The sequence below is a fragment of the Alistipes ihumii AP11 genome (assembly GCF_025144665.1).
Classification (GTDB): Bacteria; Bacteroidota; Bacteroidia; order Bacteroidales; family Rikenellaceae; genus Alistipes_A; species Alistipes_A ihumii.
This window is the reverse complement of sequence record NZ_CP102294.1, coordinates 1,822,909-1,849,292: the sequence shown is the minus strand read 5'-3', so window position 1 is coordinate 1,849,292 and position 26,384 is coordinate 1,822,909. Positions and strand designations below refer to the sequence as shown.

The window sequence follows — 26,384 nt, the reverse complement described above, 5'->3', positions numbered from 1 at the left end:
CGATCAATCACCCTTTTCGTCTCTTCTGCAAAAGACGGACCTGACATTCGGTCTACCCTTTGTCGCTCGGACTTGACGATCTGCATATTCCGGAGCCTAACCCACGAAGCTCCGAAACGCGAAACGAACCGGCAGGTCTTCTGACTCGTTCCCGTCCGACGGCCTTCCCGGCGCGGCGCCAGTGGCGACAGATCGTGTCGGACGAAACGGAACCTCACAGCAGCGGGACTGTCCGGGACTTTCACCCGATTCCCTATTATTGCCTACTTCCTTGAGTGCGGAAAGGCAAACCGATCCGGGGCAAATGTATTAATTTTTTCCTAATCCGAGAAAGAACGGGCGGTTTTCAGCCTTCTTCGCGAATGGGGGATATTTTGCTTTGATAATTCATATGCTGTGTATGCCTCTGAGATTTCCAAGTTTCCGTTCCGGCCGGGATATAGGAGCGGACCGAGCGGCCGACCGATCGATCGATCGCACGTTCAGTGTAAAAGCCGGCGGAGTTGCATATCGGCATATCCCGGAGCGGTGCGGGCCAAAGGAGAAGCGCTTACGGATCGGGCGATTCCGGCGGAAAGAGCGGCGGAACCGGTGCTGCCGGGCCGAATCTTGCCCACTCGGCTGTTCGGGGAGTTTCGGACGGCGGCAACCCGTATATGTCTTTGTACGCCGGAAAAACGGAAAGCCGTCCACTGGGAGACGGCTTTCCTGATAATGAATAAGATCTTCCCCCGGGAAGTTAGAAGAACTTCACCCGGTTGTCGGTGATCTCGATCGCATCTACGAGCGCCTGATTGGCCCGCTCGATGATGTATGCCTGCGCATTGGCTTCGAGGCGTACGCGCTCGCTTTCGGGCGTGACGGTCTCTATGGCGCTGCGCGAAGTGACGTCGAACAGGTAGACGCCCGCATTACCGGCGACCGGTTTCGACTGGGCGCTCTCTTCGACACCCGTCACGGCTCCGATCAGCTTGGGCTCGACCCCTACTCCTTCGATATAGAACGAGTTGAACTCGATGCCGGAGGCTTCCTTCACCTCGGTCTCCAGTTTCGATGCGGTTTCGGCGAGCGAGCCTTTCCCGCTCAGTTCTTCCGACAGCATTTCTCCCTTTTTCCTCAGGCGAAGGATATCGGCGATCTGTTTCGAAACGGATTCGACCGGCGCGATGCCGTCCGCCGTCACTCCGGTGATTGCTGCGACGATGTAGTTGCCGTCGATATCCATGATCGCGGAAACGTCGCCTTTCTCTCCGTTGAAAGCCCAGCGGACGATTTCACGCGAGTTGTCGATGCCGTTGAGGTTGCGGTCGGTATTGCGGATGCGGGCCACGCGTTTCGACAGCGAGTTCGAGGCGACCGCCTTGTCGAAGTTCTCGTACGAACCGTGAGCCTCGGCGATAAACTTGCTGGCGTTCGCGTAGACTGCCTGCTGGGTCGTCTGGCTCGGCTCGATCCGGTAGGTGATCGTTGCGAGCTGGACTTTTTTGGTCGGTTTGCTCAGATAGGTCACCTCGGCGATGTGCGTTCCGAAACGCGAATCGACCGTGAAGACCTTCCCCTTTTCGTTGGCGAGAACCGCATCGCCGAATTCGGGAACCATCTGCGAGGGGGCGAAGACGCCCAGATCGCCGCCCTTGCTTTTCGAGCCGGGATCGTTCGAGTAGACCTCCGCCAGCTCGGCGAACGAGGCGCCGCCCTGCAGTGCTTTCACGATGCTGTCGGCCAGCTCCGCCTGTCCGGCAGGAAGCAGGATGTGACGGGCTCCGACCGAGTCGGGCAGCATTTTGGTATCGACGACACGGGCTAGCGTATAGGTGTCGCCCTCTTTTACGGGACCGTACATTTTCTGGTTGTCGGGACCGAAGGCGTACTTCGCCAGCGGGCCGGAAAGCTGATTTTCGCCGACATACTCCTTATCGGTCTGAGCCTGCGAGTTCAGCGTAGCGTACTGCATCGGCGTCGTGCTCTGGGAGAATTCCTCCGCCATTTCGTTCACTTCCTTTTCCGCAGCGGCATAGTCCTCCTCGGAAGGAAGCACGTCGAACATGACGTACTCGACGTCGCGCGAGGCGCTCTGGCGGAAAGCGTTTTTATGCGCATCGTAATATTTGCGGATATCTTCCTTCGTGACGCTGACCGTCGAATCGGCGATCCGGTCGTAGTTCTCGACTATGTACGAAATGCCGCTCGCCACGTTGGAGCCGGCTACGGCCTGATCCACTTCGAGGTCGGTCACGTACATGCCTTTCGCTACCAGCGCCATGTACTTCAGTACCAGGCGCTGCTTGGTCATCTGATCCTTGAGGTATTCCCACATCATGGCCGCGCGGCCGGATGCGTCCCGCGAGAGGTTCGACACGAACTGGCGCAGCATGGTGCCGTCATAGGCTCCCGTGTTGGGATTGATGAACGTGCTGCGGACAACCGGCGAGATATACGTGCCGTCGACCATGTCGATCTGCTCGGCTTCGCCGACACGGAAGCCTGCCGCCTCGAAACCGGGCTCGAGCGCATACTGGCTGACCAGAAAGTCCCATGCCTGATCCCTGATCTGATCCTGTTCCTCGGCCGAGAGGCTGTTGCGTCCCGAGGAGGTCTCGACGATCGCGGTCAGGTAGTCGACCTTGTCGGTGAACTGGGTATATCCGATTTTTTCCCCGTTGATTTCTCCGACGCGCATCTTGCGCTCTTGGAACGCGCTGGCGCCCTGATTGCCGAAATCGCCGAGCAGGAAGGCCAGCAGGGCGATTCCGATGACGATCGAAACGACGATGCCGCCGCGAGTTCTCAATGTGTTAAGTGTTGCCATATTGGTTCAATAGTTTTTGAAAATGCGGTTTCGTGCTGGATAACGAAACCCAAAGGTAATAAAATTCTTCTTTGCAAGTGCAATCCGGCGTCAGAAACTGCAATTTTGCTCCGCTCCACCGTGCGTTTCGTCAAGTTTTTAGCCTGCTTTCGGCTCCGGCGACTCCGGGCGGCGGCGACGGTTCGGCGGAGCGGTTTTTCATCCGCTCGTTCCGCCCTCAGGGCATCCATTCCGAGATGCCGGTCAGCGGATGCTCCGCTCTCCAACGCTCCAGTTCGGCACGGGTCCGGACCCCGCCCTGCACGACCGCGCGGTAGATTTCCACTCCGGAAATTTTCTCGTGGTCGGGAGTTTCGAACTTGAGCCGCAGGACGGCCTGCCGCATTTCCGGCGTCAGCGCCCTTTGCAGCCGTCGGGCGAAGCGCTCGAAATAGCCGTCGTAGGCCGAACCCGCTTCGATGTGGATCATGTCGATCTGCCAGAGCTCGCTGTCGCGGTCTTCGTACCATGCGTGCCACTCGACGCACTTCTCGTCCGTGTGCAGCAGGTTGACGCATTCGATTCGCCGGACGGAGGCGTTTTCCGCGACGCGGGCCATGGCGGCAAAGCCGCTCGGGAGCAAGGGCGGCTCGGAATAGATGTGAAAGTCGATGTCGAGGTGCTTGGCGAGCAGTCCGGTCGCAAGCGACCCGACCGGATTCACCCGGGCGCCGGCGGCTTCCCAGATTTTCACGAGATTCAGTTCGTCGACGACTTGCCACGCCCTCCGGCGGTTGCGGTCGGCGATTGCCTCATAGGAATCGTTTTTCATGGGCGGCTGAAAGTTTGCTCTTTATCGGTTCGGAAAACGGTCCGCCCGGTCTTCGCCCGTGCCGTCGCATTCCGCCTGCGGCGGTCCGTTCGTTACGGGGATACTCTCCGGACGGTTCGCATTCTTCGCGCCTGCGGCCGGAGAGGTGCCGGGGCAGGCTCAGACGATCGTTACCCGCATCAGCTCGATACGCGAGGCGTTCGTTCGCAGAATCTTGATCCGTTTGTTGTCCGAGAGAATCGTTTCGCCGGCCGAGGGAATGCCCTGATACTTGTCGATCACGTATCCGGCCAGCGTGTCGTAGTTTTCGCTTTCGGGGAAGTCGAGCCGGTACTTCTCGTTGACGTACTCGATCTCGAGGCGTCCCGAGAACAGATACTCGTTGTCGCTCATCTTCTTTTCGACCAGGTCCTGAGAATCGTGCTCGTCCTCGATCTCGCCGAATATCTCCTCGAGGATGTCCTCGATGGTGACCATGCCTGCCGTGCCCCCGAACTCGTCGATCACGACGGCGATCGAGTGGCGGCTGCGGATGAACAGCGTCAGCAGCTTCTGAGCCGGCATGCTCTCGGGCACGTAGTCGATCTTGTTGAGAATCTCTCCGATCGAGCGCGGATAGCGGAACAGGCTCTTGGTGTTGATGTATCCGACGATGTTGTCGATGTTGTCGCGGTAGACCGGCAGGCGGGAGAACTGCGTGTCGATGAACTGTCGCGTGGCTTCTTCGACCGAGCAACCCTGTTCGACGGCCTCGATGTCGACGCGAGGAACCATGCAGTCGCGCACGAGCAGGTCCGAAAAGTCGAGCGCGTTCTGGAACAGCCGGATATCCTTCTCGTTCTGCGTCTGCTCGCTGTCCTCGGCGGCCTCGTCGAGCAGATGCGCCAGATCCTCGCGGTCGAACGTGCTGATCGACTGGTCGCGCCGCAGCGGCAGCCCGGCCATTTTGAGGATGCCGACCGACACGAGCGTCGTCAGTTTGGCGACCGGGTAGAAAAGCAGATAGAAGAAATAGACCGGCAGCGCGAAGCTCCGGTAGTAGAAGTTCGGGTTGAGCCGGACGACGGCTTTCGGCACGAACTCCGCCGCGAAAAGGATGATGGCCGTCGATACGAGCGTCTCGATCAGGTACGATCCTCCGTCGCCGGGCGAGATGCCGGCGGCGTGCAGTCCGGCCTGGATCAGCACGCTCATTTGGAGCGAGTAGACGACCAGCGCGACGTTGTTGCCTACCAGAATCGTCGTGATATACTGTCCGGGATATTTTGCGAACAGCCCCGCGATGTAACCGAACAGTCGGCTCCGTTTGCGCTCGATCTCCAGTTTCAGCTTGTTCGACGACAGAAAGGCGATCTCCATGCCCGAGAAAAAAGCGGACAATATCAGCGAGACGACGACTGTTATGGCGACCGAAAGCATGGTTATCTGAAGCGTAAGTGTCTGCGGCGGAGGGCGCGGGGCGAAAACGTCCGTTCCGCTCGGCGCCCTCCTGCGGCAAAGATACAACAATTTATTTGCCTGAGTGTTTCCCGGGCGCGAATAAGGCGGCCCTTTCCCGTTCGTCGCGCCGGGAAATCCGGCGGCGCCTTTAAGGACGGCGGCTTCCGGCTGCGTCGGCTTCCGGGCGGCCCGGACGGTCGAACCGTTCGAGTTTGACCGGCTTGCCGAGCATACGGGGTTCGTCCCGTCGTTTGCGCTGGTTGCGGATCGTGGCCGGATTGGCCACGCCTTCTCCCTCGCGGATCACCGGCACGTCCGCCGGCACGTCCGGTTTCGGAGCGGCTTCGGGGGCTTTCTCCGTCGTGTCGGAGCGGTTCGGCGCCGTCTCGACCGTTACCTTTCCTTTCGGGTTGCGTACGACGAACTCCTCGAAACGCTCGTCCGACTCGAATCCGTCCCCATAGACGACGTCCGTGTTCTGGGTGATTTTCGAATCGACGTTCGAGTAGACGAGTTTGGATTTCTGGTTCCAGAACAGCTGTTCGGTCTCGAGCTGGTTGCCCCCGGCATTGTGGCCCCGGACGTTGCCCTTGGCCTCCCACAGCTGCTGCTTTTCGAGCAATATGGCATAGTTGGCCGTCAGCGACGATTCGACCTGATGGGTCGAGTCGTTGTAGGTTTCGATGTGGATTCCCTTGCGAAACTCGGTATAAGGCTCCAGCGCATATTCGTAACGCTCCAGCAGCGGAGTCGTGAACCGATAGGTGAGATTCCCGTTCCTCGACAGGATGACCGTCAGGTCCTCGCTCTGCTGAGTCATCATGTTCCGTACGCCGTCGTCGTTCGCGACGGAGGTTTTGCTGTCGCAAGAGACGAGCAGCGCGGCGCATCCGCCCAGCAGAAGCGCCGCTGCACGGCGGAGCGTATGTCGCGTCGGTTCTTGCACGGGAGGACGATTGTCTACTGATATTTGAAGCGCTTGAACCAGTCGTCTTCGCCGAACAGGCTCAGTCCGATGGATACTTTGATATAATTCTCGCGGACCATGCGGAACTGTCGGGTGCCGATCATGCCGGTAGCCGTCGTCCCCCGGCATCCCCATGTCAGACCGAGATTGACCGAGCTGAAGCCCTGCATCTTGATCGGGATGCCGACGCCCACGGACAATCCCACGTCGTTGATCTTATGGCCGTTGATCCGCATGTAGTAGTCGTTGTAATAGACTCCGAAGCGGTAGGTCCACCGGTTGAGGAATCGACGGATATCGATCGCGTTCGGGGTATACTCGACTCCTACGCGATAATACTGGTTGTTCTTGAAGACGACGTCGTCCTGCGAGTCGGGCGGATTGATGCCGTTCCACTGCTCCATCGAGTAGTCGAAGCCGACGCCCAGCTTATGCGTCTGATAGAACAGTCCCGCGCGCAACATGCCCGGCAGGTTGAACGACTGCTTTCCGTCGGAATAGCTGACCGTATCGGACTCGATGCCCGAAGTGTATACGATACGCTCGTTTTCGGGCTTCAGGTTCAGTTTGGGACGGTATGTCGCGCCGAAGGTGAGAATCCGCTTGTCGTTGCGGAGGATGTCGTACTGGAGGCCGAAGTTCATACCTATGCGCGAGATCGTCTCGCTTGACCGGCCTACCGCATTGCTGTACTGCGTGGAGGTCATCAGCGAGGTGACCGTCGTCGAGAAACTGCGGGTCGTCCGGCCGTGATAGTAGACCATGTCGGCTCCGAGGGCGAGATGCTTGGTCACCTGAACGCCCAGTCCCAGCTTCGCCTGCGTGACCGTACCGTCGCCCACGTAGTTGTATACGACGTACTTGTCGTTGGCCAGCAACAGCGGATCGGTGTCTTCCATCTGCACCCGGTATCCCACGCTGCTCAGCGGCGTGACGCTGACGCCGAGCCCGACGCCCCGGCCCAGCGGCATGGCCAGCGCGATGTCCCGGACGTTGAAGGAGTTGTGGCTGGTTTTCGCTTCGGCGGTTTTCGAGTAGGTGTTGTTGCCTTCGATCCCGACGTTGAACAGAAAGGTCTTCCGTCCGAGCAGACTGTACGACGCTGGGTTGATATAATTGATCTTCATCGAGTTGCGGTACCCTACGCCGACGCCTCCCATCGACCGCATGTAGGCGGGTCCCTGTGTCGAGAAATCGCCCAGTCCGTAGAAAGTATAGGGCGAGAAGGCATTCAGGCTGCTGCTTTGCGCCTGCGCGGCGACCGGCAGCGCCAGCCATACCGCGAGAGCCGCTCGGATGATGATCTGCTTGCTATTTTGCATTATATTCAAGAATTCGGTTCAGGCCGTAAGCCACCAGGTCGTAAGTTGCAAATATCGTATTTTTTAGTCTTTTGGCAAAAAAATCGCTCTCTCCGCCGGTAAAAACGATTCTCAGGTCTTCGTAGCGCTGCTCCAGATCGCGGATATAGCCCTCGATCTCGTATACGATGCCGTTCACGACGCCGGATTCGATGGCCGACCGCGTCGAGTCTCCCAGCAGCGTCGGCTTCTCCTGCTGCGGGAACGAGCAGAGCGGCAGGGTGTCGGTGAAGCGGTTCAGCGCCCGGAAGCGGGTATCGGCGCCGGGAGAGATGTTGCCTCCGAGATATTCGCCGCGTTCGGTTACGAAGTCGATCGTGATGGCCGTTCCGAAGTCGACGATCAGGATATTCCGTCCGGGATAGAGGGTCCATGCGCCCACGGCGGCCGCGAGCCGGTCCGGTCCGAGCGTCTCGGGAGTCGCGTAACGGTTCTCGATCGGGACCGGTACGCTCCGGTCGAAGCGCAGGAAGCGGCGCAACCGTCTTCTCAGCAGGCTCTCCACCTCGCTGTCGGCCGTCCGGCAGGAGATGGCGATCGCGGCGTTGATGGCGGGATTCGCGTCGAGCACGCCGGCGACGAAAGCCGCGTCGGGCCGGTCGGTCTTCAGAAAGTCGACTACCTGCCCGTTTTCGATGACGGCCAGCTTGGCGAGCGAGTTGCCTATGTCGATAGCAAGATTCATCCTTGCAAAATTAGCGATTCCGTTCGTGCCGCGCAAGCCCGGCCTTGCCGCGCGAGGGATACCGGGGGCTACTGCGCGGCCTTTTCGGCCAGCTCGTGCAGCGCGGCCGTCGCCTCGGAGATATTTTTTATATTTCTAACTACCACGGAGAGCTTATTATTGTTCTGACGGAAAATAAATTTGCTCTCTGCGCGCGTAGCCGCTTTCAGTATGCCGCCGAACAAGTCGCTCTTGTAGTAGGCCGAATGCTGGTTCTCGATGAATTTCAGGATCATGATCCCGTTTTTGACGATCGCTTTCTCGAAGCCCAGACGGATGCAGGCCCAGCGCATCCGCACGACGTCGAACAGCTCGCGGGTCGGCGCGGGGATTTCGCCGAAACGGTCGCGCAGATTCGCCTCGAAGACGGACAGCCGCTCCTCGTCGGCGATGTTGTCGAGCTCGCGGTAGAGCCTGATCTTCTCCGTGCTGCTGCCGACGTACTCGTCCGGAATGAACGCCTCGCGGTCGGTCTCGATCTGGCAGTCGGTGATGAAAGCGGCGGGCCTTGCCTGCGGGGAAAGCGCTTCCTGCGGCTTGCCTTCCTGCGGCGCGGCGGTTGCCTGCTCCTCCTCGCGCAGCTCGGCGATCGCCTCGGCGAGGATTTTCTGGTAGGTCTCGAATCCGATGTCGGCGATGAAGCCGCTCTGTTCGCCGCCGAGCAGGTTGCCCGCTCCCCGGATGTCCAGGTCCTGCATCGCGATGTTGAACCCCGCGCCCAGGTCCGAGAACTCCTCGATGGCGCGCAGCCGCCGGCGAGCGTCGGACGAAAGCGTCTCCTCGGGAGGGGTGAGCAGGTAGCAGAAAGCCTTGCGGTTCGACCGTCCGACGCGGCCGCGCAGCTGGTGCAGGTCGCTCAGCCCGAAGTTCTGCGCGTTGTCGATGATGATCGTGTTGGCGTTCGGCACGTCGACGCCCGACTCGATGATCGACGTGGCGATCAGCACGTCGAATTCGCCGTAGATGAAGTCCATCATCAGCTTCTCCATCTGCTGCGCGTTCATTCGTCCGTGCCCTACGGCCGTCCGCGCCTGCGGACAGAGCCTGCGAACGAGCGCCTCGATGTCGGCGACCGTTCCGACCCGGTTATGAACGAAATATACCTGTCCGCCGCGCGCGAGCTCGAACTCGATCGCCTCGCGGATGATCTCCTCGTCGAACGGGTGCGTCTCGGTCGCTATGGGCTGGCGGTTGGGCGGGGGAGTCGTGATGACGGACAGGTCGCGCGAGCCCATCAGCGAAAACTGCAGCGTGCGGGGGATCGGCGTGGCGGTCAGCGTCAGCGTGTCGATTTCGGCTCTCAGCTGGCGCAGCTTCTCCTTGGCCGCCACGCCGAACTTCTGCTCCTCGTCGATCACGAGCAGACCGAGGTCCTTGAACTCGATGCCCTTGCCCAGTATCTTGTGCGTGCCGATCAGGATGTCGATTTTGCCGCTTTTGACCTCTTCGAGAATCTGGCGCGTCTCCTTCGCGCTTTTGAGGCGGCTCAGGTGCTCGATGCGGACGGGGAACTCCTTCAGCCGCTCGTTGAACGTACGGTAGTGTTGCAGTGCGAGGATGGTCGTGGGGACCAGCACGGCGACCTGCTTCGAGTCGGTGACGGCCTTGAAGGCCGCGCGGATCGCGATTTCGGTCTTGCCGAACCCGACGTCGCCGCAGACCAGCCGGTCCATCGGCACGGGACTTTCCATGTCCTGCTTGACGAGCTGCGTGGCCGTTTGCTGATCGGGCGTGTCCTCGTAAATGAACGAGGCTTCCAACTCGTGCTGCATGTAGCTGTCGGGCGAAAAGGCGAAGCCCCGGCTGGCCTGACGCTTCGCGTACAGCGCGATCAGCTCGCGGGCGATGTCCTTGACGGCCTTTTTCGTGTTGAGCTTCATGCGCTGCCATGCCCCCGAGCCGAGCTTGTATATCTTCGGCGGCTCGCTGTCCTTGTCCTTGTACTTCGAGATGCGGTGCAGCGCGTGGACGTTTACCAGCAGCACGTCGTTGTCGCGGTAGACGAGCTTGATCGCCTCGTGCACCTTGCCGTTCTCGACCGTCCGCGTCAGTCCCCCGAAGCGGCTGACGCCGTGGTCGATGTGCACGACGTAATCGCCTACTTTCAGCGAGTTGAGCTCCTGAATCGTCAGGCTTTCGCTCCGGTCCAGCTCGCCCCGGATACGGTAGCGCTGGTAGCGGTCGAATATCTGGTGATCGGTGTAGAAGCAGTTTTTCGACGTATGGTCGACGAACCCCGCGTGCAGTGCCAGAGGAACGGAGTCGAAGACGACGTTCTTCTCTCCGATCGAGTTGAAGATGTTCGACAGCCGCTCGATCTGAGCCTTGTTGTCGGAGAGCAGACAGGTCGAATAACCTCTCAGACGGTTCGCGTTGATGTCGTCGGCCAGCAGATCGAATTTCTTGTTGAATTCGGGCTGGGGCGTCGTGTCGAACGCGACGCGGACTTCGGCGGGCCGCTCGCGGACGTTGTCGCGCAACAACACGAAAGCCGCCTTCTTCGCGTCGGAGAGAAATCCTTTGCGGCTGGTGACCAGCGTGTCGATCGACGACGGCTCGTCCAGATCGCCGAGAATCTTCGTCCGGATGTCGTCGAAGCGCTTGAGCGTGTAGTCTCCGTCGGCGATCCAGTAGGTGACTTCTCCCGCGAACCGGGCCAGCGAGACGCGATGCTCGACCGAGGTTACCGTCTTGAGGTTCGGAACGATCTCCGCCTCGTCGAGCGTGCCGGTCGAGAGCTGCGTGCCGACGTCGAACGGCCGGATCGAGTCGATCTCGTCGCCGAAAAAGTCGATCCGATAGGGTTTGTTGTCCGAATAGGAGAAAATGTCGACGATGCCGCCGCGAACCGAGTATTGTCCCGGTTCGTAGACGAACTCGACCCGTTCGAAACGGCATTCCCGCAACGCTTCCTCGACGAAAGCGGTCGACAGATTGTCCCCTCGGCGCAACTTCAGTACGCTGTCGCTCAGCCGCTCCCGGTCGGCGACTTTTTCGGTCAGCGCCTCGGGATATGTGCACAGAATCAGCGGCTTGTCCGCCGCGCTTCGCAGTGCGTTGAGCGCCGTCGTGCGTTGTACGAGGCCCGACGGGTCCTCCTGTCCGTACTGGATCGAGCGCTTGTAGCCCGTTGGAAAGAAAAACAACCCCTCTCCGCCCGTGAGCGGATAGAGGTCGTTGTAAAGATAGCCCGCCGTATCCCGGTCTTCGGCGACCAGGACGTGGACGCCTCCGAGACGGGCGATCGCTCCGTGCGCGACGAGCGACAGCGACGATCCGACCAGCGACGCGAGTTGTACCGTACTCCCCGGACGGATGCTCTCGGTCAGTTGCCGGAAAGCCTGCTGATCGGTGAAAATCTGTTCCAGCTCGGCGATCGTCATATGCGCGTCAAATCAACTCTTCGTCCTCGCGGTTGAAGAAGCGGGTCTCGATGATGCCCGTCGTATTGTCCGAAGCGACGCGGATGCGGCAACGGTACTTGAACATCCACCGCGTGCGGAGCGACGGGAAGCCCTTTTTGACGAAGGCCGCCACGACGGGGCTGACCCTCAGCTTCAGGTAACTCAGCTTTTTCTCCTTCACGAAATAGGCGATCTGCTTCTCGATCTGGTCGTCGATCAGCACGGCGGGCGCGACGAGGCCCGTGCCGTGGCAGGCCGGGCAGGTCTCCCGCACGTCGATGTGCGTCTCGGGCCGTACCCGCTGGCGCGTGATCTGCATCAGCCCGAACTTCGACAGCGGCAGGATCGTGTGTTTCGCGCGGTCGCCGGCCATCAGCTCTCGCATCTTCTCGACCAGCGCGTTGCGGTTCTCGCTCTTGTGCAGGTCGATGAAGTCGATCACGATGATGCCGCCCATATCGCGCAGCCGGAGCTGACGCGCGATTTCGGCCGCGGCGGCCAGGTTCACGTCCATCGCCGTGCGCTCCTGATCGTTGTCGACTTTCGCCCGGTTGCCGCTGTTGACGTCCACGACGTGCAGCGCCTCGGTATGCTCGATGATCAGGTAGGCGCCCTTCTTGAGCGAGACGTACTTGCTGAACAGCGACATGATCTGCTTCGACACGTCGAAGTTGTCGAAGATCGGCGTGCTGCCTTTGTACAGCTTGACAATCTTTTCCTTGTCCGGGGCGATCATCCGGATGTATTCGCGGATCTCTTCGTACACGGTGTGGTCGTCGACGTATATGCTGCTGAACGACCCGTTGAGCAGGTCGCGGATGATCGTCGTCGTGCGGTTTTCCTCGTTCAGGATCAGCGACGGGGGCGTCTGGTTGCGCAGGCCGTCGAGCACTTTTTCCCAGCGACGCACGAGCGACGTGATGTCGTGCTCGATGTCTGCGTCCTGCTGGCCCATCGCGGCCGTGCGGATGATGACGCCGTAATTCTTGGGCAGCACGGCCGAGGCGATCCGCTTGAGCCGGTTGCGCTCTTCGTTGGAGCGGATTTTCTGCGAAATGGATATCTTGTTCGAGAAGGGAATCAGCACGACGTTGCGTCCGGCCAGCGAGATGTCGGACGTCAGCCGCGGACCTTTGGTCGATATGGCCTCTTTGGCGATCTGCGCGAGAATGGGCTGGCCGCTGGCTATGAAACCCGAAATCTTGCCGGTCTTGCCCATCGCCTTGTCGAGGCGTATGTTTTGAAACAGAGGAGCTCTCTTCCCGGAGGTCAGCGTGCCGACGAGCTTGTGCAGCGAGGTGAACTGCGGGCCCAGATCGAGATAATGGATGAAAGCGTCCTTCTCATACCCGATGTTGACGAACGCGGCGTTCAGGCCGGGCATGATCTTCTTGACTTTCCCCAGGTAGATGTCGCCGACGGAGTATCCCGTCTTGCACTTTTCCTTGTTCAGCTCGACCAGTTGCTTGTCCTCGAACAGGGCGATGGCGATCTCGCTGGGGGTTACGTTGATAATTAGTTCTTTATTCATCAGAGTCTGTGAGGTTTCTTCGCACGCGGAGTCCCTTGAGGGCGGTCGGGCCGCCTTGTTCGGCGACGCGTGCGGGGGAGTGGGTTACGGACATTCAATATGCAATAAACCTAAAGACCCTTGGGTACTTTAGGTTTATAACATTCCGACACATAAAAGTGCTACCTACTTTTTCTTTTTATGTCTGTCTTTTCTCAGACGTTTCTTGCGCTTGTGGGTAGACATTTTATGCCTTTTTCTTTTTTTACCGCTTGGCATAATCGTAAGGTTTAATAAAGATGGTTAATTATTTGGCATTGGCTTTTACTTTGCCTGCGAAACTCTTGGCCGGCTTGAATGCCGGGATGTTGTGGGCAGGGATCGTAATAGTCGTGTTTTTCGAAATGTTGCGGGCCACCTTCTCCGCTCTTCTCTTGACGATGAAGCTGCCGAAGCCCCTCAGGTAGACGTTCTTGTTCGAGGTCAGCGAGTCCTTGATGCTTTCCATGAACGCTTCCACGATCTGCTGCACCTGCGCTTTTTCGACACCGGTGCCTTTTGAAATTTCGTTAACAATATCCGCCTTTGTCATAATCCAAAAATATTTAGTTTAAACTTATTTTTCCCCTTAGTCCATTGGAGTGCAAATATATATCTTTATTTCCTTATAAAGAAATTACGGGAGTAAATATTTTTTCCTGCTGCGGGAAAATGCTAACTCTTTCACTCCTATTCCGTTTCTATTTCCCGCACACGCAAAAATCAGCCCAAAGTAGTGAAAAACAGTAAATTTTTAGTTATCGTATTGTTTTTCAGTTGTTTACAATCTGAGACGGTGGTATTCTGCCGCATGCGACGCGCTTTCGCCGTCCGAGGCGGCGGCTTGATCCCGGTTTGCCAGTGATATAACGCTGAAAGTTACAGGTTAGTCTGCGGCTCCGGACAATAAAAGTCCGGTTTTTGCATTATTTGTAAAGGGCATGCGTCGCGCCGCGCGACGCATGTGCCGAATTTAGCTATCTTTGTATGAAATAAAATCGGTGAAGCGATGAGTGCAGCCAAAATCCTGTGGGTCGACGACGAGATCGACCTGCTTAAGCCCCATATTCTGTTTCTTCAGGGCAAGGGCTACGACGTGGTTACGAGCAACAACGGCTACGACGCGATCGATCTGGCTTCGTCCCAGCCGTTCGACCTGATCATCCTCGACGAAATGATGCCCGGCCTGACGGGTCTCGAGACGCTTCCGCGAATCAAGGAGCTGCGGCCGATGACGCCGGTGATCATGGTTACCAAGAGCGAGGAGGAGAACATCATGGACAAGGCCGTCGGGTCGAAGATCGCCGACTACCTGATCAAACCCGTCAATCCGAATCAGGTGCTGCTGTCGATCAAGAAAAACGTCCACAGCCAGCAGCTCGTCACCGAGCAGACGACGGCCGACTACCGCAGCGAGTTCGGTCTCATCGCCTCGTCGTTCGCCTCCGCGCGGACGTTCGCCGACTGGGTGCAGATATACAAGAAGCTCGTGGGCTGGGAGGTCGAGCTGACCGAGTCGACCGATCCGGGCGTGCGCGAGATCCTGTCGTACCAGAAGAACGAGGCGAACAACGAGTTCGCCAAGTTCGTCCGCGCCAACTACCTGAGCTGGTTCTCGGACCGCGATGCCGACGCTCCGGTGCTGTCTCACCAGCTGGTCCGCTCGAAAGTCTTTCCTATTGTGGACGCCTCGGCCAAGACGACCCTCTTTCTGATCGACAATTTCCGGCTGGACCAGTGGCGGATGATCCGTCCGGTGCTGCACGGACTGTTCGACGTCGAGCAGGAGGATTTCTATTGCAGCATTCTGCCGACGGCCACCCAGTATGCGCGCAACGCGATTTTCGCCGGGCTGACGCCGCTGGCGATCGACAAGATCATGCCCGATCTGTGGCTCAACGACAACGAGCACGGGGGCAAGAATCAGCACGAGGAAGATTTCCTGCGCCGGCAAATGCAGTCTCAGGGTAAGAGCTACAAGCTGTTTTTCGACAAGATCGTCAAGACCGACTCGGGCAAGCGGCTGATCGAGAATTTCGACCGGGTCGCCGCCGCCGACTTCTCGGTAATCGTCTATAACTTCCTCGATATCCTGTCGCATGCGCGGACCGAAACGCAGATCATCCGCGATCTGGCCGAGGACGAGGCGGCGTTCCGCTCGCTCACGCGTTCGTGGTTCGAGCACTCGGACCTGCTGGAGCTGATGCGGCTGGTCGCCGAGCGCGGCCACACGGTCATCGTCACGTCGGACCACGGCACGATTCAGGTGGACCGTCCGGTCCGCGTGCAGGGCGACCGCGAGACGTCGTCCAACCTGCGCTATAAGACCGGCCGCAACCTGGGCTTCAACCCCAAGGAGGTGTTCGCGATCACGAAACCCGAGCAGGCTCACCTGCCCAAGTCGAACATCACGTCCACCTATATTTTCGCCTACAACCGCGACTTTTTCGTCTATCCGAACGATACGAACCGTTTCGTGCGCTATTATAACGATACGTTCCAGCACGGCGGCATCTCGATGGAGGAGATGATCATTCCCTTCATCGTCATGAAGCCGAGGTAGCGCCGGTCCCTTTGCCCGGAGTCGCGGCGTGCCGGACGGCTTCCCCGGGTTCGGACAGCCTCGTCCGGTCCGTTTCCGGCCGTGCGCCGGCGGATTTTGCGGTTCGCTGCGGGAGCAGGGCGGCCGCGGGCGGAACCGTGCGCCCGCTTTTACGTTTGCCGTCCCGCGCAGGACTTCGGGAAAGAGCGGGAACGGAAATTCCGCGTTCTGTCGGGCGGATGGCCGGCGGACCTGCGGAGCGCGCTTTCTGCCGGACATGCGGCGGACGGAAAACCCGCGCGGTTTTGAAATTCGCTCCGAACCGTTATCTTTGCCTCCAAAGAGAGTGGGAAAAATCCATGAAAACATTCAGGATACGTTCGACGAGCGATTTGCCCGAGGTGGCCGAAGCGATTCTCGACGCGCGGGCCGGCCGCACGGTGATCGCGTTTCGCGGCGGGATGGGCGCGGGCAAGACGACGCTGATCCGGGCGGTCTGCGACCGCCTCGGCGTGACCGACACGGTGACCAGCCCTACGTTCGCTATCGTCAACGAGTATCGCGGCGACGGCACGCCTCCGGTCTATCATTTCGACTTTTACCGGATCGACCGGATCGAGGAGGCGTTCGACTTCGGCTACGAGGAGTATTTTTTCAGCGGAAACCTTTGCTTGGTCGAGTGGCCCGAGAAGATCGAGAGCCTGCTCCCGGACGATGCGATGAACGTGCGCATCGACGTGCCCGACGAGGATGAGCGCGTGATCTCGATCGACTGACTTTATTCTGTTTTGCCGTATCGCCGTATGGCTTCGGGAGAGTTCTTCCCGTCGCTTCTGCCGGTTTTCGCGTCATGGCGCGCTTTGCCGGAAGTAGGGGGGCGTCGCATTGTGCGATCGCTACCGGCGGAGTCGTACCGTCGTCTGGCGTGCGGATCGTCGTGAGCCGCGTCCGGCCGGCCGCCATGCGTTTTTTGCGCGAAGCCGCACCGAATTTCCGGTCGGATCGTCTTTTGAGGCGCTCGGTCCGCGTCGGATGCGTTTTCTTCGTGCGCGTTTCATCGTTTCGCATGGACTGGAGGTCCGCCGCCGTTTTCGGCTGAGCGCCGCCGACTCTCTTCCCTGCCTTATTTCCCGACCCGGGCGATCGTTTTCGGATCGGTCAGCTCGCGCAAGGCGTCGCGGCCGATCCAGCGGGCCGTACGGTCTTGCGACGAGGCCAGCGTCCGGCTCAGCCCGACGGCCTCGCCGTGCAGCCGTAGGCTTCGTTTGCCGATCTGTCTCAGAGCCCAGTTGACGGCTTTCTTGACGAAATTGCGCGGATCGTCCGCAGCTTTTCCGATCAGTCCGAGCAGCGGCAGAAACCTCTCGTCGGGCGACCGCTTGTCTCCGATCGCCAGCGCCGCCGTCAGCGCGAAGGCCGTGCGCCGGACGTATTCCTCCTCGCGCGGAGCGTATCGCTCGATCAGCTCGTAGGCGAACGCGGTGCGGCGCAACAGGTTCTGACAGCACAGGTCGCAGACGTCCCATGCGTCGAACTGTTGCGTCCAGCGGTCGACGAGTTCGACGGTCGTCTGCCGGGGATCGGCGATCATCGGGGCCAGCAGGCGGGCCTCGTGCCAGCCCGTGTCCCAAAGCGCGACGGCCAGCGGGTGGTCCGTACCCGTCTCCCGGGCGATCTTTCTCAGCGCGGGAACCGCAATGCCCAGCGCCCGTTCCGTCGGAATGCCGAAACGGCTCATGCCGCTGCGGTGTTCGGGCGAGGCCGCTGCCCGGAGGATGGCTGTCAGGTCGTCTGCTCGATTCATCGTGGTCGTTTCTGTCCGGTCGCCGCTGCTCCGCCGCCTTCACGTCTTCCGGCCGGGGACGCGATTCCCGGAAAAGGCGTGATCCGTTCGGCCGGCTGCGGCGGCTTCGGGAAAAGCCCGAACGTGCCGGAAATGCGGAGGCATATTCCCGGCTCGTCCGTTTGCACTATCTTTGCCGGCAAATGTAACGAAAAAACGATGAGGTACGACTGCCTGTTTTTCGATCTCGACCGCACGCTGTGGGATGTCGATCGCAATCAGAAGAAAGCCTTGAGGGTGCTGTACGGCCGTTACGGCTTGGATCGTTCCGGCATCGGGTTCGAGCGCTGCTTCGCGGTGTTCGAGCGGATCAACGCCGGCTTGTGGGACGATTACCGCGACGGGAAAATCTCGCGCGAGACACTGCGCGACACGCGTTTCGAGCGGATGCTCGACGAGATCGGCCTGAGCGACCGGGCGCTGGCCCGGACTCTGGCCGACGATTACCTGAAGCTCGCCCCGACGTTCCGCGGCCTGATTCCGTATGCGAGGGAAGTCGTCCGCGAGCTGAGCGGGCGGTATCCGATGTATATCGTGACCAACGGTTTCGCCGGAGTGCAGCAGATCAAGCTGCGTCACAGCGGGTTGGACGGCTATTTCCGGGGCGTCGTTTGCTCCGAAGACGCCGGGGCGAACAAACCCGATCCGCGCATTTTCGAATACGCCCTCGATTTGGCAGGGGTAAAGGCCGGTGCGGCCGTGATGATCGGCGACGACCCGTACAGCGATATTCCCGGCGCGGAGCGGGCCGGGATCGATTCGATCTGGTTCGATCCCTCGGGTATGCCGTGCGAATGCCGTCCGACGTACAGGATCGGATCGCTCAGGGAGCTGCTGGCGTTGTTGTAGGCTCGGGCTTTCCGTCGGGAAGGCCGGCTTGCGCCTCTTGCGGGAGGACAGGCGTTTTCCTGCCGGTCCCTGTTGCGAGCCGAAAAACCTTCCCCTGATATCCATAGCGGCCGGCTTTTTCGTTCCGGCGCTGCGGGGCGGACGAACGCCGTGCCCGGAAGTTCGGCGGTCTCGGCGGTTCCGGACAGATCGTGTTGCAGGCCGCGTGCCGGTTTTTCTTTTCCCGTTTCCGGGCTGATCGTCCGGCGGCGGTACGCTCCGCAGGTCGGGAATCGTGCCGATACGGCTGCCGGACGGGTACGCCCGTCGGCTGCTCGCCGGGTCGGATTCGTAGAAAATGCGGTCCCGTCATAAGCGCAAAGCCGAATACGTTCGGCCTATGCCGCCGAAACGCCGCGCTTGCTCCGAGAGCTGCCGTTTCCGAGGCGGGCGCTCCTCCGGGACTATGCCTATTTTTCTGCCGGATCGGGCCGGGATTTTTTCATCTCGATCAGGATGACGCTCGATTCGGATACGGTGCGGACTTTCAGCGGGCCCGAGACCGTCCCGGCGGAAAAAACCTTTTCCAGATCGTGCGTCGGGTCGAGCATCCGGACCTCGATGGAGCCGAACCGCTCGATTCCGTCGATGTCGAAAGCGATTTCCAGAGGTCCCGATTTCCAGCAGGCCGTCAGTATGGCCAGATCGCCCGCGGCGTTTCGTCCCGCCAGCGTGCGGGAGCCTTCGGGCAGGTTCCCCGCCGCCGCTACCCGTTCGCCGTAGCGAGTCAGCTCGCCGAAGGCTTGCATGCCGTAATAGGTCTTGTTCGGCGTCCGGTCGTCGTACAGGCCCCAGCGCGTCGTCGTGACCGTGTAGTAGAACGCCCGGTCGATCGGCGTGTCCTGCCATCCGATCAGCACCGTGTTCAGGAAGGCGGCCGACTCGAGTCCGCGCATGAACCGGATCGCCTCGTTCTGCTCGACGGGCCCCATGCCCCACAGCGCGCCCCCGTAGGGATTGTAGTGCCATTCGTTCAGGTGGATTTCCGTATCGGGGAAGCCGCTCTCGTCGAGCCATCGCCGGGCGTCGAGCGCCATTTGCAGCAGCTCGGTGTCGGACGGAGAGTAGTAGTGGAACGAATAGAAGTCGAGCGGAGCCCCGTGCTTCGCGCAGTTCTCGGCGAAGGCTTTCACCTTCTCCTCTCCGAAAGCGCAATGACCCGGCCCGCCGAACTTCAGGTGCGGGAACCGCTTTTTCAGCTCCCGGGCCGCCGTAGCGTAAAAGTCGTTGAACGCTTCGAGCGTCCCGGTCCACATTTTCGGGCCCAGATCGGGCTCGTTCCAGATTTCCCAGTACTCGATGTCGTAGCGGTATCCGTTCCATTTCCCTTCCGTATAGTGGCGGATGACGTTCGACACGACGTCGATCCATTTGCCCGCGTCGGAGGGCGGGTCGGTGAAATATTTGTTGCGGCTGTGCTCGATCGACGTACCGAGGCGGTAGTATACCTGCGTGCCGCTTTCGACGCAATTGCGGATGTAGTCGTCGGTCTGATCGAAATAATAGTTGCGGGGATCGTTCGCGTCGGCATGGAAGTTGGCGAATATCAGAGGAATGTCGACTACCCGCATGCCCGCGTTTTCCAGCGGCGCGTCGTGCAGCCGGGTGATCGGGATGTTCAGCCGCGAGAACGATTCGCGGATGTCGCAGCCGGGCATCTCCTCGTCCATCAGCGGAGGGGCCAGATTGCCGCCGTTCAGTTCCTTGATCGGCCCGGCCGCGCTGTCGGCGAATATCCGGACGCTCGCCTTTGCAACGCCGGTCCCACCGTCCCGGTCCGGTCCTGCCGTTGCGGAACCGGCCGTCGCGGCGAGCAGGACGCATACCAGCAGGCGCATGCCGTATTTCGATGCAGTCGTCTTCATTTCATCTTGTGTTCGGGTTATTGCTCGCCGAAGCGGGCTTCAGTCTCAAAGATACTCAAAATCTCCGTTTCCGTCAAGAAACTCCGTCGCGGTCCGGCGGGCAGACGTTTCCTCCCGGCGGGAAAATGGGTGCGGAATTGCCGTGTATCGGATGCGGAAGGTTAAAATTTTTTCTATTTTTGCATGCAGGAGTGGATTTATGTTAGAAAAGTTTTATATTTTTACCCTAAAATATCCCGGGAAAGAGTCCGGACCGGCATTTTTCGTGCCGTTCGCGCGCTTTTGTTCGGGGGCGTTGCGGTACGGAGAACATGAATGGAATCGGATAAACAGCAGAAACGAGAGAGATCTGGATTTACTAACCAAAAGTTACTTAACAAATTAAAACGTATGAAAAAGCTTTTTTACTATTGTTTGTTACTGCTTCCGACTTTGTTGATATGGCAGTGCAAGGACGACGACTATCCACCCCTGCCTCCCGTGGATACCTCGCTCAAATTTCATGTTGAGGATACGCTGGTGATGTCTACGGCCGGCGGTAACAGCACGATTTCCTTGCAGTCGGCGAAGGATTGGAAGCTCGACGTCGAGTACGATGCGACCGATCCCGACAAGGACTGGCTGTCGACGGACCCGACCTCGGGCACGGCGAGCGGCACGGCTTCGGTGACCGTTACGACGCTTGCCTCTTTGGTAGAGCGTAAGGCTACGCTGGTACTGTCTCAGGTAGGCGAGGATACGGAAGCGCCGGTGCGTCTGGTCGTTAGGCAGGACGTGGACGGTTTCTCCGTGGAAAAAAAGAATTATCCTGTAGGCTATGAAGAGTCGGTCGTTCAGGTGAAGTTCCTGACCAATGTGACTAACTATGCCGCCGAGGTGGCCGAGAAGGATCAGAAGTGGATCATTCCGCTGCCGGCTACGATGGCTGCGACCGAAGCCGGTCTCTCGTTCACGATCAAGAAGAATACGGGTCCCGCCGCCCGTACGGGTACGATTACCATTTACGATGCCGACGGCAAAGCTTCCAGCGTGAATGTGACGGTGACCCAGGAGGGCGCTCCGGTTACGGGCTCGGTAGTCTACGAGGGCAATAACGCGCTCGATGCCGTGATGATGAACGTGAACGGCGAGTATGTCTCGTATACGCTGCGTCAGGATCCGGCCACTCAAGCGGACCTGGTTGCGGAGCATTATTGGAGTTCAGGGTGGTATTACGCTATTCCATGTTATATAAGTGGGGTAGAGAGTATCTTTTACGGAAACGAGAAATATGTTTTTGATGATGCCGGTAGCAATTCGATTGCGTTACGATTCAATGCGGAGACGTCAATGCGAACGATGTGTTATGGCGGAGACAAGGATAAGGTGAAACTTTATTATTGGGATACGGACTATGCCAAGACTGTTGCTAACGGGCCGGTTCTTGAAGACGTTCCGAGTGTTTCCAGTGGATGGGGATACATCGGTGGAAACGGTCAGAGATGGGATCCTTCGGGAGATTATTTGTTAGTAATCGAACCTAATGAAGCAGGGGCGTATGTTGATGTGGCTGATTATAAAGCGCATCCGGCTTTGGAAAGTGCGTTAGACGGTATAGAATGTTTTATTGACGGACAACCTGCAACGAAAATTATTTCTCTTTCCTACATCGTATTTAAGGATGACACTCAGGCTAAAATAGAGTTAGGACGTTCTACCGTAAAGAATATCAGTTCGAGCGACGGTGTAAGATGGAATATGAAAGATGAATATTATCTGAACCGAGCTATGATTAAGGACGATCCAAAAGAAACCGGGGATGTTATAAATGCCAGCAAGTTAGGACATGCCAATAATATTGCATCAGTGAAAGTTGGAACGAAGACTTATATGGCGCTGTCCGATGCGAACGGCAAGATTTGGGTGGCTTCGACGACCGACGGTAAGGACTGGACGATCGTGAAGGAAGAGCTTTCGCTGACCGGTTCGGTTTCTTCGATGGTGGTTAAGGACGGTACGCTCAACTTCTACTATGCGAAGGACGGAGCGCTCCATCTGGCGACCGCGTCGGCAACCGACGGCTGGGTTGATGCTTTGACCGATGCCGGTCAGGTTCTCCAGTTGCCCGACGGCGTGAACAACGGTACGGTCGTTTACAACGATGTGAGCAGCCAGTTCCAATTCATCTACGTATCCGCTGACGACGAAATTCTCTCGAAGGTGTCGGATACTGCGAACGGTTCGTTCGAGCCGGGCGACGTGATTTTGGAAGGTGCTGCTACCGGTGCCGACAAGCCGTTCTTCGTAACCGACGGCGAGGGGCATATCGGTGCTGACGCCGGTATCGCCTATACGTTCAACAGCGGCGTGTACGTGCAGATGTAATACCGCAGAGATAAAAAAGGCCTTATGAAGGCCGGTTCGGTGGCTCTCCCAAGCATTGGGGGAGCCACTTTTTTGGAGCGAATGGTTCATGCGGGCCGCAGGAGCGGAACCGCCGAATTCCGATCGAGCAAAGGCATGTTGCCATGAAAAAGCGCGGCAGGGCCGGGGGGGTGTCTTTGCAAGACCGTGCTGCACTATGCGAAGAACCGAATCGGCGGTATTTGCCCATGTATTCCGCTTTCTGTGGCTTCGGTGCCGCTTCGATTTGAAACCGGTCGCAGGCATGACGGTATGGAATGAAAAGTGCGGCCGGGATTCGATCGGGAACCCGCCGCGTTCGGTAAAAGCGACCGTTCTCAGAACGGAGGAAAGTATTCCGTGAGTTGCGATATGGCGGAACTTGTCGTAGGCCTTGTTTGCCCTATGGAAGATTGTGTCCGAAAAGACGAGAGGGACTGTCTGCGTTTGCAGACAGCCCCTCTCGTGCGGAAAATTCGTCTTTCGTCGAAATTTCGGATCCGACCGGAGCTACGATTCGAGAATCGTTTCGAGCCAGCGGTCGATCCGATAGCGGTCGTACGTCTCGACAGGTATGTCCCTGTAGGGAGAGGTCGTGAAACCGGGCGGCACGACGGGATTCTGCCGATCCACGATCAGAATATTGTTCGGGTCGTAGAAGTCGTATTCGGCGATATGTCCGTTCGTAGTTATGAGTTTTCTTTTGGCGCCCATCGTTTCGATGCACCGCATCGTGAGGCCCGTTTGCCGGGGATGCTGAATGTCGATGACTGCCCGCGATTTGCGGTAGAGATCGAGCAAGCCGGCTTTCGGCAGCGGGACGAAGCGGAAATCCCTGATCGACGTGCCGCGTAGGCTCTTGTTCTGTAGCTTCATTTTCCAGTACAGAATCCGGCTCTGGAAAAACATGTAGGCGAAGCAGCGTCCGCCGGCCCGCTCGATCTGTCCGGTCACGCGGTGCAGCAGCCCGTACCGGTCGCTGTGAACGGTGCCGACGAACATCAGATCGTAGCGGTAGTCGGGCTCCTGTCTGCCGATTTCCTCGTAGTCTCTCAGGTAGAACAGCGGCAGGAAGCGGATGCCGAGCTTCTCGCAGTCGGGCTTGTCGAACGAGAAGGCCCGGTCGAACACGGGCAGGATACGCAGCGCGTTGCGGTTGTTGGCAATCGAGTCCCAATGGTAAATGATCAGCTTCGCCTCGGGATGCAGTTCCTTGATTTTATTGAGATTCTCAACGGAAATGGACTCGCCCTTGATGAAAAAGACATAATCGTACTTTCGGTTTTTGGTGCGCTCGATGATCCGGGCATGGTAACGGTCGATGTAGCGGGCCAGCAGATTCCGGTTGATCCGGATCGCGGCCTTGACCGCGAACGAGTTGGCCGGGCGCTCGTCGAAATAGTCCACGCGGGCTCCCATGCGCTCCATCTCCGCGCGGATTTCGTTCTGATAGCCGAACGCTTGCGCGGAGAAGAACAGAATGCTTCTGTTTTCTAAAAACATGATCGGTTATAACAAAAGTGTCGCAACAGACGGTTTGCGCGCGGGTGCGTTCCGGCTTTCGGAACCGGACTGCGGGCTCCGAAAGCCGGTCCGTTTCTCCGGGGGAAAAAAGTTGCTTTAATAAGGATGAGTCGAAAGCTGCTCCGTAGGCGTCTATGAGGGGTGTCGTTGCCGGGTCGTTTATGGTACGCAGCGGGATGGGAGCCGGAAGGACGCTTCGTATCGATCGGGGCGTCCGTACCGCGACCCCGGCTCGTCGTTCAACGGGATTATGACCTGAAAGGCGAACGGACTTCGACGCGCCGGAGAGCTGTCCGGGAGCGAAGCTCGCCGCCAGCGCGGGGCGGCGCGGAATCTTGCGGGTGTCCGCCGCCTGTTCGGATGCACGGGTAAGTCCGGATCCGTCGGGGGTGTCGGGGACGGACTATTTATACAATCCTTTCCGCTTCATTTCCTCGATCGAGTCTTCGTACCGGTCTGCCTGCACCTGCTGGCCGTCTACCCACCGGGCGAACCGCTCGATGCCGGCGTCGAACGACCAGCGGGGAGAGAATCCGAGCAGCCGCCGGGCTTTCGAGATGTCGGCGAAATTGTGCCGGATGTCGCCCAGCCGATAGTTCCCGCTGACCGTGAGAGGGACCTCGGTGCCGTACTTGTCGATCAGCGTGCGCGCGACCGTCATGACGTCAGTCGCCACGCCCGTGCCGACATTGAATGCCTCGCCGTCAGCCGAGGCCTTTTCCAGACCGAGGATCGTCGCGTCGGCCACGTCGTCGATATAGACGAAGTCGCGCGTCTCGCGGCCGTCCTCGAAGATATTGATTCCGTTTCCGTTTTTAATCCGGGTCGAAAAGATGGACAGGATGCCCGTATAGGGATTGCTGAGCGACTGGCCGGGTCCGTAGACGTTCTGATAGCGGAAGGCGACCGGGGCGATGCCGATCGCGGGACAGACGGTCATCACGAGCTGTTCCTGCACCTGCTTGGTGATGCCGTAGACGGACGTAGGGTGAATCGCCGAGTCTTCGGTCGTCCCGACCAGCCGTAGCGGCTTCGTGCAGCCGGGGTACTTGCACTCGAAGTCGCCCCGTCTCATGTCCTCGTCGGCGCGCGAGAGCGGATAGACGTATCCCATCTCCTCGCTCAGATAGCGTCCCTCGCCGTAAATCGCGCGCGATGCTGCGACGATCACCTTCTCGACCGAATGCTTCGTGTTCGTGAGCAGGTCGAGCATCAGCGAGGTGCCGCCGATGTTGACGGCAGTGTATTTCTCGATCTCGTACATCGACTGCCCGGTTCCGGTTTCGGCGGCCAGATGGATCACGGCATGCTGTCCGTCAAGGGCCCGCAGCCAGTCGTTCCGGTCGGTTACGCTGCCGCGCAGGAAGCGCACGCGGTCGCGGATGCTGCGGTACAGCGGGGAGGTGTTTTGGGGGTCCTCGCCGTGAATCTGCGGCGACAGATTATCGAGCACGGTGACTTCGTATCCTTTGTCGGCGAGCTTGAGCGCGACGTGCGAGCCGATAAAGCCCGCGCCGCCCGTGATCAGAATATTTTTCATAGGAATATTTATTTTCGATGACGATCAAGTCGCATTCGACCGATCAATCGGCATATCAGGTAAAAACGATACTTCAGTTTAAAGCCCGCTGTCGTGGTGGAAGAACCTATGCCGCCGGTCGAGGTGTTATGGGTGTGTCGACGATAGAGAATTAATTTCTCGTTCACAATTGTGCTTTTGAAAAAAGCGCTTCCTACCAAATAGAGCCAATTATCGTGGAGACAACATTTGCGATTCGTCGGAAACGGTAGAGCTACTTCCAGAATCTCGCGTCGGAAAGCCATGCAGCATCCCAAATATCCGAATTTGACAAGATTGCCTATGAGCGTTCTATGAACATGCCTCACACGGTAGAAAGAGTCGTGTAAAACGTTTTTGTTCTCGTCGACGACGACGGCATCGTGGACTACCAGATCGCACCCTCCGGCCAGACGCTCCATGCAATAGGTGACTTTGGAGGGCATCCATATATCGTCTTGATCCGACAGGAATATGATCGGTTTAGTGGCATGTTTCAAGGCATTTTCGAAATTAGACGTGAATCCCTGTTCTCCAGTGTTGTAGAAAATTTTGATGCGTGGGTCTCCCAAAGCTTTGATCCGTTCGATTGTATCGTCCGATGAATGGTCGTCCGATATGACTATTTCGTCGTCGTTGTTCAATTGAGGTAAGATTGAGTCTAGTTGTTCCCGGATATAATCAGACCCATTGTAGGTTGCCATGCATACAGAAATA

The 26,384-nt window shown here is 58.7% G+C and carries 18 protein-coding genes and 1 riboswitch; of the genes, 4 read left to right on the top strand and 14 right to left on the bottom strand.

Features of this window, described 5'->3' with window-relative positions; all coding sequences use genetic code 11:
• Positions 1 to 113: 113 nt before the first annotated feature.
• Positions 114 to 310: riboswitch (cobalamin riboswitch) on the bottom strand.
• A 429-nt stretch (positions 311 to 739) separates the two neighbouring features.
• The 9 genes from NQ491_RS07470 to NQ491_RS07430 form a co-directional block, all read right to left on the bottom strand.
• The gene (locus tag NQ491_RS07470) at positions 740 to 2,809 is read right to left on the bottom strand and encodes a peptidylprolyl isomerase (RefSeq protein WP_034283374.1); all 2,070 of its coding nucleotides are present in this window, start codon (positions 2,807 to 2,809) and stop codon (positions 740 to 742) included.
• Between the two features lie 217 nt (positions 2,810 to 3,026).
• On the bottom strand, positions 3,027 to 3,620 hold the full coding sequence (locus tag NQ491_RS07465) for a nucleotidyltransferase domain-containing protein (protein ID WP_019246813.1): 594 nt from the start codon (positions 3,618 to 3,620) through the stop codon (positions 3,027 to 3,029).
• A gap of 159 nt (positions 3,621 to 3,779) precedes the next feature.
• The gene (locus NQ491_RS07460) at positions 3,780 to 5,039 is read right to left on the bottom strand and encodes a hemolysin family protein (RefSeq protein WP_019246814.1); all 1,260 of its coding nucleotides are present in this window, start codon (positions 5,037 to 5,039) and stop codon (positions 3,780 to 3,782) included.
• 169 nt (positions 5,040 to 5,208) lie between these two features.
• A complete protein-coding gene (gene lptC, locus NQ491_RS07455) occupies positions 5,209 to 6,006 on the bottom strand; it encodes an LPS export ABC transporter periplasmic protein LptC (RefSeq protein ID WP_019246815.1) in 798 nt (265 codons plus the stop codon).
• A gap of 14 nt (positions 6,007 to 6,020) precedes the next feature.
• Positions 6,021 to 7,349 (bottom strand): OmpP1/FadL family transporter, encoded by a 1,329-nt coding sequence (locus NQ491_RS07450; RefSeq protein ID WP_019246816.1) that lies wholly within the window; start codon positions 7,347 to 7,349, stop codon positions 6,021 to 6,023.
• Complete coding sequence (locus tag NQ491_RS07445; protein WP_019246817.1) at positions 7,339 to 8,073, bottom strand: type III pantothenate kinase; 735 nt, start codon at positions 8,071 to 8,073, stop codon at positions 7,339 to 7,341. Before NQ491_RS07445 ends, NQ491_RS07450 begins: the two co-directional genes overlap by 11 nt.
• A 68-nt stretch (positions 8,074 to 8,141) precedes the next feature.
• Entirely contained in the window at positions 8,142 to 11,495 is a 3,354-nt protein-coding gene (gene mfd, locus NQ491_RS07440; protein WP_019246818.1) for a transcription-repair coupling factor, read from the bottom strand.
• A gap of 7 nt (positions 11,496 to 11,502) precedes the next feature.
• Complete coding sequence (locus NQ491_RS07435; RefSeq protein ID WP_019246819.1) at positions 11,503 to 13,047, bottom strand: Rne/Rng family ribonuclease; 1,545 nt, start codon at positions 13,045 to 13,047, stop codon at positions 11,503 to 11,505.
• Between the two features lie 286 nt (positions 13,048 to 13,333).
• Complete coding sequence (locus tag NQ491_RS07430) at positions 13,334 to 13,618, bottom strand: HU family DNA-binding protein (RefSeq protein ID WP_026089799.1); 285 nt, start codon at positions 13,616 to 13,618, stop codon at positions 13,334 to 13,336.
• 456 nt (positions 13,619 to 14,074) lie between these two features.
• Here NQ491_RS07430 and porX point away from each other — a divergent pair, with 456 nt between their 5' ends.
• Entirely contained in the window at positions 14,075 to 15,628 is a 1,554-nt protein-coding gene (porX, locus tag NQ491_RS07425) for a T9SS response regulator signal transducer PorX (protein WP_019246821.1), read from the top strand.
• Between the two features lie 338 nt (positions 15,629 to 15,966).
• Positions 15,967 to 16,383: a tRNA (adenosine(37)-N6)-threonylcarbamoyltransferase complex ATPase subunit type 1 TsaE gene (gene tsaE, locus NQ491_RS07420; protein ID WP_026089800.1), complete on the top strand. Its 417-nt coding sequence runs from the start codon at positions 15,967 to 15,969 to the stop codon at positions 16,381 to 16,383.
• A 347-nt stretch (positions 16,384 to 16,730) separates the two neighbouring features.
• Here the strand turns inward: tsaE and NQ491_RS07415 are convergent, their stop codons facing one another.
• On the bottom strand, positions 16,731 to 17,411 hold the full coding sequence (locus tag NQ491_RS07415; RefSeq protein ID WP_019246824.1) for a DNA alkylation repair protein: 681 nt from the start codon (positions 17,409 to 17,411) through the stop codon (positions 16,731 to 16,733).
• Positions 17,412 to 17,609: 198 nt separating this feature from the next.
• Here NQ491_RS07415 and NQ491_RS07410 point away from each other — a divergent pair, with 198 nt between their 5' ends.
• A complete protein-coding gene (locus tag NQ491_RS07410; RefSeq protein ID WP_026089801.1) occupies positions 17,610 to 18,299 on the top strand; it encodes a YjjG family noncanonical pyrimidine nucleotidase in 690 nt (229 codons plus the stop codon).
• A 449-nt stretch (positions 18,300 to 18,748) separates the two neighbouring features.
• Here the strand turns inward: NQ491_RS07410 and NQ491_RS07405 are convergent, their stop codons facing one another.
• Positions 18,749 to 20,203: a GH39 family glycosyl hydrolase gene (locus tag NQ491_RS07405; protein ID WP_019246826.1), complete on the bottom strand. Its 1,455-nt coding sequence runs from the start codon at positions 20,201 to 20,203 to the stop codon at positions 18,749 to 18,751.
• 390 nt (positions 20,204 to 20,593) lie between these two features.
• Between NQ491_RS07405 and NQ491_RS07400 the strand changes: the two genes are divergently transcribed.
• The gene (locus NQ491_RS07400) at positions 20,594 to 22,567 is read left to right on the top strand and encodes a BACON domain-containing protein (protein WP_157365683.1); all 1,974 of its coding nucleotides are present in this window, start codon (positions 20,594 to 20,596) and stop codon (positions 22,565 to 22,567) included.
• 528 nt (positions 22,568 to 23,095) lie between these two features.
• Here the strand turns inward: NQ491_RS07400 and NQ491_RS07395 are convergent.
• The 3 genes from NQ491_RS07395 to NQ491_RS07385 form a co-directional block, all read right to left on the bottom strand.
• Positions 23,096 to 24,088 (bottom strand): CgeB family protein, encoded by a 993-nt coding sequence (locus tag NQ491_RS07395; protein ID WP_019246828.1) that lies wholly within the window; start codon positions 24,086 to 24,088, stop codon positions 23,096 to 23,098.
• 424 nt (positions 24,089 to 24,512) lie between these two features.
• Positions 24,513 to 25,649, bottom strand: coding sequence for an NAD-dependent epimerase/dehydratase family protein (locus tag NQ491_RS07390; protein ID WP_019246829.1), 1,137 nt, complete (start codon positions 25,647 to 25,649; stop codon positions 24,513 to 24,515).
• A gap of 8 nt (positions 25,650 to 25,657) precedes the next feature.
• Positions 25,658 to 26,371 (bottom strand): glycosyltransferase family 2 protein, encoded by a 714-nt coding sequence (locus NQ491_RS07385; protein WP_019246830.1) that lies wholly within the window; start codon positions 26,369 to 26,371, stop codon positions 25,658 to 25,660.
• Positions 26,372 to 26,384 lie beyond the last annotated feature (13 nt).